Source organism: Loktanella sp. DSM 29012 (assembly GCF_900110705.1).
In the GTDB taxonomy this organism is placed as follows: Bacteria; Pseudomonadota; Alphaproteobacteria; order Rhodobacterales; family Rhodobacteraceae; genus Loktanella; species Loktanella gaetbuli.
The window spans coordinates 1-8,627 of record NZ_FOEJ01000016.1; the positions used below are offsets into that span (position 1 = coordinate 1).

7 protein-coding genes are annotated in these 8,627 nt (G+C 59.6%); all 7 read right to left on the reverse strand.

All coding sequences use genetic code 11. From position 1 onward, the window contains the following. Window positions 1-787 precede the first annotated feature (787 nt). Entirely contained in the window at window positions 788-2,362 is a 1,575-nt protein-coding gene (locus tag BMX27_RS16545; protein ID WP_177172773.1) for a peptide ABC transporter substrate-binding protein, read from the reverse strand. Continuing rightward, window positions 2,355-3,308, reverse strand: a complete 954-nt coding sequence (locus tag BMX27_RS16550; protein WP_256212609.1) for an ABC transporter ATP-binding protein — start codon at window positions 3,306-3,308, stop codon at window positions 2,355-2,357. The genes BMX27_RS16545 and BMX27_RS16550 overlap by 8 nt, the downstream gene beginning before the upstream one ends. A gap of 32 nt (window positions 3,309-3,340) precedes the next feature. Continuing rightward, window positions 3,341-4,357, reverse strand: a complete 1,017-nt coding sequence (locus tag BMX27_RS16555) for an ABC transporter ATP-binding protein (protein ID WP_090161653.1) — start codon at window positions 4,355-4,357, stop codon at window positions 3,341-3,343. Beyond that, window positions 4,354-5,526, reverse strand: a complete 1,173-nt coding sequence (locus BMX27_RS16560) for an ABC transporter permease (RefSeq protein WP_090161657.1) — start codon at window positions 5,524-5,526, stop codon at window positions 4,354-4,356. The genes BMX27_RS16555 and BMX27_RS16560 overlap by 4 nt, the downstream gene beginning before the upstream one ends. Beyond that, window positions 5,523-6,470 (reverse strand): ABC transporter permease, encoded by a 948-nt coding sequence (locus tag BMX27_RS16565; protein ID WP_256212610.1) that lies wholly within the window; start codon window positions 6,468-6,470, stop codon window positions 5,523-5,525. Before BMX27_RS16565 ends, BMX27_RS16560 begins: the two co-directional genes overlap by 4 nt. After that, window positions 6,463-7,077: a helix-turn-helix domain-containing protein gene (locus BMX27_RS16570; protein ID WP_090161663.1), complete on the reverse strand. Its 615-nt coding sequence runs from the start codon at window positions 7,075-7,077 to the stop codon at window positions 6,463-6,465. The genes BMX27_RS16565 and BMX27_RS16570 overlap by 8 nt, the downstream gene beginning before the upstream one ends. A gap of 446 nt (window positions 7,078-7,523) precedes the next feature. Continuing rightward, window positions 7,524-8,627: Y-family DNA polymerase (locus BMX27_RS16575; RefSeq protein ID WP_090161666.1), on the reverse strand; the 1,104-nt coding region annotated here is incomplete at its 5' end.

Sequence of the window (8,627 nt, forward strand, 5' to 3'; positions counted from 1 at the left end):
CGATGATCTTGGCACCGGAGGACTATGCGCAGTGGCTGGAGGGCACACCGGATGAGGCATTCGACTTAATCAAGCCGTATCCTGCCGATCGCATGTTGATCCACCAGAGCGGCGAAGGACTGAAGTCTGATCGCGGTGGGCTGGGGGATGTTGGGTGAGATATGTCGCTTCTGCTGTCGAACGCATGGGCGCAGAAACCGGACGTTCGCTGCAATCTGCAACAAGGTCAGCTATGCGGACGAAGCTGCCGTTCGCTGCGGTTGCGCCAATGGCCGGTTTTGGAAAGACAGGTAGTCAAAAACGGTTTTCTGATTGCGGTTATGTCAAGTAGGATCGCGGTGTGTCCGTCATCTTTACAGCAGGGAGCAGATCAAAGGTGTTTTGAAGAGTAATCCGGTTGGATATTCGCAGCTAAGGTTGGTGGCGTTCTTGATGAGCATCTCGCTGGAAAGGTCGCACCGCTTGCTGTCATTTAAGGGATTACCAATCAAGGGATGCGCAGTAATTTGACTGTAGGTCATTGTCGGATCGTTTTTCCGAGACGTCGCTTGGGGCGTTCAACCCTTCCCGAGCGCATCACGAAGAAGATGATTGGTTGATATTGAAAAGGGTTCGAGAGCCTGCCGAATGCCGCGTTCCCATTTAATCAATATCATAATTACCGATTTTGTGTCCGCTGCTTTCTCGAAGGTGTACAGCTCGAACAGCTCATTCGCGTTCTTGGCGTCCTAAGGTGGATCCTTGGAAGCGAACAGCGGATGTCGAAACACCCGCTGTTCTTGTTCACTTATTCAGAGATCGTTGCGTCACGGAAATACGGGACGTTCAGCGACGAGCGCCAGAAGCCTTCCACGTCAGGTGACATCATCATGTAGTTATAGCGGTGATACATCGGCAGGATGACGTGGTCATTCATCAAGATGCCTTCGGCGTCGCGCATGGCGGCAAGGCTTTCGGCCTCGTCCGCTGTCGATTTGGCCACGTTCAATGCGGCGGCAAACTCTTCACTTTGCCACGCGGCCAGATTGTTCGGGCTATCGGGCAGGAACACATCCAGGAAGGTCATGGGGTGTGGGTAATCGGCGCCCCAGCCCATCTGTGCGATCTGGTATTCAACCTGCTGCACTTCGGGGTAGTAAACCTGCCATTCCGTCGCGCGGATTTGCACGTCGATGTTCAGGTTCTGCTTCCACATCTGTTGGATCGCTTCGAGTAGCTTTTCGATGGGCGGCGAAGTGTAGGTCACGAAGACGGTCTCGGGGAAACCTTCGCCGTTGGGATAACCCGCCTCGGCCAGCAGGGCTGCCGCCGCTTCGGGCTGGGCCTGCGCATCAAGGCCGTAGGTGTCCAAACCGTCGCGGAAATCTTCGCCGTTCAGGGTCAGGCCATAGGGCACAAGACCAATCGCAGGACGATCGGCAGATTGCAGAACGAAATCGGCGATGTCCTGACGGTCAATCGCCATCGACAAGGCCTGACGCACACGCACGTCATCCAGTGGCGATTGCGCAGGGTTGAAGAACGCATAGGTCGTGCCGAGGGCCGGAACGACCATGAAGGCATCGCTTTCCGCCATAAGACGCGGAATTTCCGGCGCGGGGACGGCCTCGATCCCGTCAACCTGACCGGATTCCATTGCCGTCAGGGCGGTCGCCTGATCAGGGATCAAACGGAACGTCAGCGTATCAAGCGACACATCATCGGCCCCATAGTATTCATCGTTCTTCGCAAAGACGACGGACTCGCCGAAATTGAACTCTGTGACCTTGAATGGCCCATTGCTGATGAAGGTCTCGGGGGTGCGGGTCCAGCCTTCGGGGTCGGCTTCGACTACGTCTTGGCGCACGGGGAACCAGTTGGTGTAGGTCAGCAGTTGCATCATATAGGGGATGCGGTTCTTCAGCGTGAAGGTCAGCGTTTTGTCATCCGGTGCAGAAATCGCAACGTCGCCGGTGCCGCCATTTGCGTAATGCTCTTCCGCGCCGTCGATCAGGTAGAACATCGCAGGGTTTTTCGCCCCTGCTGCCGGATCAAGAACGCGCATCCACGCATAGACGAAATCTTGCGCTGTGACGGCTTGCCCGTCAGACCAGTTGGCATCGCGCAGGGTGAATGTATAGGTCAGCCCGTCGTCCGAGACGGTCCAGTCGCTGGCCATCGCGCCTTCGATTTCGCCCGCCTCGGTGAAGCGCACAAGGCCCTCGAATGTATTGCCGATGATCGGCGCGGCAAAGGTTTCAGAGGTCAGGCCGGGGTCATAGGTCGCGGACTCATTGTTGACCACATAGGTCAGATCGCCGTCCGCAAAGGCGGGTCCGGTCATAAGCGCGGCAGCGGCTGCCGAGATCATCAAGTTACGCATTTTCAATCTCCTGTTGGTGGGTCGAAGGGCTGCTGGGCAGCGGGTGGTGACAGGCGACGCCGTGGCCGTCCGCACCGGTTTGTAATGGGGGTTCCGTCGTCTTGCACAGCGGCGACGCATAGGGGCAGCGCGTGTGGAAACGACAGCCCGAGGGGATATCAAGCGGGCTTGGCACCTCGCCTGTCTCAAACGCGTCGTCGCGCCGTGCGGCAGGGTCCGGCACGGGGATCGCGGACCACAATAGCTCGGTGTAGGGATGGCGCGGGGCGGCGTGCAGTGCCTCGGACGGGGCGATCTCCACCAGCTTTCCCAGATACATAACGCCGATGCGGTCGGCGATATGGCGCAGCATCGACAGATCGTGGGTGATGAACAGGTAAGCCAGCCCCGTGTCGCGTTTCAGGTCAGACAGCATGTTCACGATCTGCGCCTGAATAGACACGTCCAGCGCACTGATCGGTTCATCGCAAACCACCAGCTCAGGCTCAAGCGCGATGGCGCGGGCGATGCCGACGCGTTGGCGTTGACCACCGGAAAAGGAATGCGGAAACCGGTTGGCGGCATCGGCGCCAAGCCCGACTTTTTCGAGCAACTCTTTCACCCGCTCACGTCGTATCGCCGCTGTGCCGATGTTCATAATTTCGAGTGGTTCGGCGATCAGCTCGCCCACCGTCATCCGCCCGTTGAGGGCCGCGACAGGGTCTTGAAAAATCATCTGCATCCGGCGGCGGTGCGGCTTCATCGCGCTATCGCTGAGCGTGGTGATTTCCTGCCCGTCCAACAAAACCCGCCCCCCCGTGGGACGATAGAGGCGGATCAGCGCGCGGGCCAAGGTGGATTTGCCGCAGCCGCTTTCGCCCACAAGGCCAAGCGTTTCACCCGCCTGAATGCTCAGGCTGATGCCATCAACGGCCTTCAACGGCCCCTGCCGCGTCGGGAAGTGCATTTGAAGGTTCTTAAGTTCAAGCAGTGGGGCGCTCATCCGGTGGCCTCCATCAGGTCAGCCGGGGCGGCGGGGTCGGCCAGCCAGCAGCGTGTGTATTGGGCGGGGCGCAGGCGTGGGGTGTCGCCTGCGCCGTAAAGGTCAGGGGGCGTCAGGCAGATCGCCATGGCGTTGGGGCAACGCGGCGCGAAGGGGCAGCCGCTGGGCGGTGCGCGCATGTCAGGCGGGCTGCCGGGCACGGGGCTGAGGGCGCTGTCGGACCGGCGCGGATCGGGGATCGCGGCCAGAAGGCCGCGCGTATAGGGATGTTGCGGTGCCTCAAACAGGTCGGTGACGCGGGCCTGTTCCATCACCTGACCGCCATACAGAACCATCACACGGTCGGCGGTTTCCGCGATGACGCCAAGGTCGTGGGTCACCAGAATGATCGCCATGCCCAACCGGTCTCGTAGTTCTTTTAGTAGCGCCAGAATCTGCCGTTGGATCGTCACATCAAGCGCGGTCGTCGGTTCATCCGCGATCAACAGGTCAGGATCACAGGCCAGCGCAATTGCGATCATCACCCGTTGGCGCATCCCGCCGGAAAATTCGTGTGGGTAATTGTCGATACGGGTTTCGGCCGATGGAATACGGACCAGTTTAAACAGCTCGATCGCACGGGCGCGGGCGGCTTTCTTGCTGATTTTGCGGTGCTGCAGCAGCACCTCCTCGATCTGGCGGCCTACGGTCATCGTCGGGTTCAACGCCGACATCGGATCTTGGAACACCACGCCGATCTTGTCACCGCGCACGCGCGACAGTTGCGCTTCGGACAGTTTCAACAGGTCGGTGCCGTCATACACGGCGGTGCCCGACGTGATGTGCCCGCCGCGTTTCAACAGTTTGAGGATGCTCATGCAGGTCACGGATTTGCCTGACCCGCTTTCACCCACGAGGCCCAAAATTTCACCACGGTGAAGGGTCAGATCGACGCCGCGCACCGCTTGCACGGTGCCGCGATCGGTGCGGTATTCTGTGCGCAGATCGCGCAGGGACAACAGCGGCGCGGTCATGATGACAACCTCGGATCAAGGGCATCGCGCAGCCCGTCGCCCAGAAAGTTGAACGCCAGCATGGTCAGACTGATCGCCACGGCGGGGAACAAAAGCTGGTAGGGATAGGCGCGCAGGGTTTCGACAGCTTCAGACGTCAACGTGCCCCAACTGGCTTGTGGCGGGGTGACGCCAAGGCCGATAAAGCTCATGAAGCTTTCGATGAAGATCGCCGAGGGGATCAACATGGTCAGCGTCACAAGGATCGGGCCGAAGGCATTGGGCAGCAGGTGTTTGAACAAAATGCGCGAGGTCGAGGCCCCCATGGTGCGCGCCGCCGCCACGTAATCCTGCCCCTTCAGCGTCAGGATCTGCCCGCGCACGACACGCGCCATATCCACCCAATAGACCGTGCCGATGGCCAGAACGACCGACAGCAATCCCGATTGCAGCACCACCATCATCAAAATCACATAGAGCGTCAGCGGGATCGTCGCGACGATCTCGACAAACCGCATCATCACCGCATCGACGCGCCCGCCTAAAAGGCCGGAAATGCCGCCGTAAATCACCCCGATTACGAAATTGGTCAGCACCGCCGCCGCCGCCACCAACAGTGAAATGCGCGCGCCATACATCTGGCGCACCAGCACATCGCGGCCCAACTGGTCGGTGCCAAAGGGATTGCGGGTGTTCAGCGACAGACCGCCCGATTGCGCGACCTCTCCGTCGATGGTCAGAACGGGTGGGCGTTGCGCGTAGTCAAGCACGACGTCTTTGCCGCCGATCTGCCATGTGCTTTGGCGGCTAATCATGTCTCGCCCGTCCGGCCGTAACAGCGCCGAGAGGCCACCCTGATCATCGACGCGGTATAGGCTCAGATTGCTGCGGTTCACGAAAACCTGCGTGTCCGCATCAACGGTATAGGCGCGATAGGCAGGCGGCAGGTTCGACAGTTCGAGGTTCTGTTCAAAGTAGCTGTAGGGCGATGCCATGGGGCCAAAGACTGCCGCCAGCACGAGGAAGATGATAAATACCAACCCCGCCATCGCAGGGCGATGCCGAAACAGGCGAGACCGAACCCCAGCCCAGAACCCGCGGGTTGCTTGCGGGGGCGGGCCCTCTGCCAGCGCGGATGGATTGGTGGCTAAGGGTTGCCACATCTCGGGGGAGGGTGCTGCGCGGGTCATTTGCGATCCCCGTATGAAATGCGTGGATCAAGCCACAGATACAGAAGGTCGACGATCAGGATCATCAGCATCAGAAAGGCCGCGTAAAAGATGGTGATGCCCATGATCGCCGTATAATCGCGGTTCGTGATCGACAGCACAAAATGGCGCCCGATGCCCGGAAGCGCGAAGATCTGTTCGATCACGAAGCTCCCCGTCAGCAGGTTCGCCACCACGGGGCCAAGCACCGTGACCACGGGGATCATCGAATTGCGCAACCCGTGGCGCAGCATCACCGTACGGGCGGGCAGGCCTTTGGCGCGGGCGGTCATGATGTAGTCCAGCTCCATCGTTTCAAGTAGGCTGGAACGGGTCAGTCGGGCGACAAAGGACATCCAGAAACCGGATAAGGCAAACACAGGCAGGATATAGCCGCGCCAATCGTCCAATCCGAAGGCGGGCGTCCAACCCAGTCGCAGGGCAAAGACGTAAAGGGACACGGTCGCAATCACATAAGACGGCACCGCGATGCCAAGGCTGGCCACGAACATCGCCAGCGTATCCGGCCAGCGGCCTCGGTTCAGCGCGGCGACGATGCCTGTCGGCACACCCAAAGCGACGACGCAAATGATCGCCAGCAATCCTGTCTGCGCGGTCACGGCCAAGCCTTCGGCGATCATACTATTCACGCTCACGCCGGGGTATTTGAACGACGGCCCCAGATCAAATTGCAACACGCCCCACAGGTAGCTGAGGTATTGCCGCCAAACAGGTTGATCCAACCCGAACTTCGCGTTCAGAGCGGCCTCGATTTCCGGTGCCAGCATCTTTTCGGACACGAAAGGCCCACCCGGAACCGCATGCATCAGCGCGAATGTCAGCGTGATGACTGCCAACAGCGTCACCAACATCATCAAAACGCGCTGGCCCAGCCACGCCAATGGCATGCGGCTGGCGCTATTCATCGGATGCCGCGCCGGTCATTTCGGCACGTTGCTGGAACGTCGGACCATTGCCCAGCCAGAACAAGACCGCGTCACTGTCATCGGGGTTGCGGGCCTGATGGCGCAGGTCGGATCGGAAATGCAGGGTATCGCCAGCCTCCAGATCATAGGTTTGGCCGTCGATCTCAAATATCACGCGGCCCGAGCGGACCTCGATGAACTCTTCACCGAAATGCTGATCGGTTTCAGTGGTGAACCCTGCGGGCAGCGTGATCAGGAAGGCCGAGAGGGATGCGCCGACAAATTCGCCGTGTAACTGCTGATAGGTCATCCCGCCTTCGCGCACGCGGATCGTCTCGCGGTCTTTGGCGCGTGTGGTCAAACCGCGTGTGCTCGGGATCGAGATGAAATGTCCGAGGTCCAATTCCAACGCCGCCGCCAAGCGGCTAAGCGACCCCAAGGACGGCGTGGCGATATCGCGTTCGATCTGACTGAGATAGCCAACAGACAGGTCCGCCAAAGAGCTTAATTCCTGCAATGTTAGGTTCCGGTTGCGACGCGCAGTCCGCAACAAGGCCCCAACGACGGGGGGGGGGATGTCGGACGTCTTGGTCGACTGGCTGGTCATCTTTCTTGGCTCCAAATGGCCTCATTTTCAGTTTATCTAAAAAATTTAGATTTAAGCAATAATTTTTTTTAGAAATGAGATTCATGCCTCCGGGCTCTCAAGGAATATCGCGATTGCCGGTCGGAAGGCGTGGTAACCCAGCACAAATTGGCATGCCAAATGCCCAACCTTGTTGGCAAGACAATCACAGCAAAGTTCAGCGCGAATAGAGGGTATGAGCAGCCGCGAAGAAGAATGGTGTGGACGATTTGAAGTGCAAATTGACGCACCCAAAAGATGGCCGCTTGGGGCCAAAATTTCGGACGCACAAATATCAGCGTCTCTAAACTCGACATTCGCGGCGCAGCGGAAATCTGTCATTCTGGGCTCGTTCCAGACCTTCGCCGCGCGTTGTCTGAAAGTCTGCTAACGTCCGGCAGCAGTGTAGACCTGACGCCATGCCGCAATCAGAACGAAGCAAAGTGCGTGTCCTTATCGGCCACGGGCCGCCCGCTGAAATCTGCATCGTCCGGGATTCGGCCGAAGGCGATTTTGGCGCCGACGTAACCGCCCGGGATTTCGGTTTGCGGTCCGATGGAGAGGGCCTGGGGGCCCAGCTTGGCACGCACGCCGTCCATCATATCGCTGACTTGCTCCCACCTTTTCCGGTCTGCGGTATGGCATGTGCCACCGGACTCGCTGGGCGACTCCGCAAACAGATCTGACATCACCTCGTTTTTGCCGATCAGGCCGTGAATCATCACGCTGACTGACCGCGGCTGAAACGGCATCCTGCGCTCTGCCTCTGACAGACCGCCGGCAAGTGCGACCAAGAACGTATGGTCATCACGGGCGGGCAGGAACGATGTCTCCCAGTCCCAGCGCTGACCGTCCGACCGCTTGTCTGGCATGATCCGCGCTCCCCCTTTGAAGCTCAGCGTCAGTCGCGTTGCGCGCACGTCGGCCCGACGCACCCGGCGACCAGCGCTTTCCGTTAGCATCCGCGCGCAGATATTGACCTTCTCCGGATTGCGCCAGTCCCGCGGCAGGATGCGACTATGCCCGAACATGCTCTTCTGTGTCGGAGGGCGCTCCGAATGATACCCATGCAGCCCGTTCCAGAATCTCTCGCCTTCGACGCTGCCCCAAATCGCGCGCGCCTGTTTCGGTGCCAATGCCCAAAGACCGTCAAAGTCGTGCACATGTGCTGCGTCCAGCCGGGCGCGCATGCCTTTGGAGATGCCGGGCAGATCACCAAGGTCAACGCATGAAAGGGCTTGCGGTAAGTCGCACGCCTGGATCAGCTTAAAACCATTAGGCTTGTGCATCTCTGCTGCGATCTTAGCCAGCAGTTCCGTCGGTGCCATGCCGATGGAGCAGGTCAGCACCTCGCTGAACGCTGACGCGAGCGCGGTCTTCAGTTGCCGCGCCAGATCCTCGGCGCGGTCGCCTTCTGATGGCAGTAGGTTGCAGACGACCTCGTCGATGGATCTGACGTGCACAACTGGCACGACCGTCTCGATGACGTCGAGGATACGCTTGTGCAGGCGAACATAAACATCGTGCCGGGC

Bases quoted from the DNA above. Each gene is read 5' to 3' on its own strand.
- BMX27_RS16560 (WP_090161657.1), bottom strand. From the start codon at position 5,526: ATGACCCGCGCAGCACCCTCCCCCGAGATGTGGCAACCCTTAGCCACC.
- BMX27_RS16555 (WP_090161653.1), bottom strand. From the start codon at position 4,357: ATGACCGCGCCGCTGTTGTCCCTGCGCGATCTGCGCACAGAATACCGC.
- BMX27_RS16570 (WP_090161663.1), bottom strand. From the start codon at position 7,077: ATGACCAGCCAGTCGACCAAGACGTCCGACATCCCCCCCCCCGTCGTT.
- BMX27_RS16550 (WP_256212609.1), bottom strand. From the start codon at position 3,308: ATGCACTTCCCGACGCGGCAGGGGCCGTTGAAGGCCGTTGATGGCATC.
- BMX27_RS16545 (WP_177172773.1), bottom strand. From the start codon at position 2,362: ATGCGTAACTTGATGATCTCGGCAGCCGCTGCCGCGCTTATGACCGGA.
- BMX27_RS16565 (WP_256212610.1), bottom strand. From the start codon at position 6,470: ATGAATAGCGCCAGCCGCATGCCATTGGCGTGGCTGGGCCAGCGCGTT.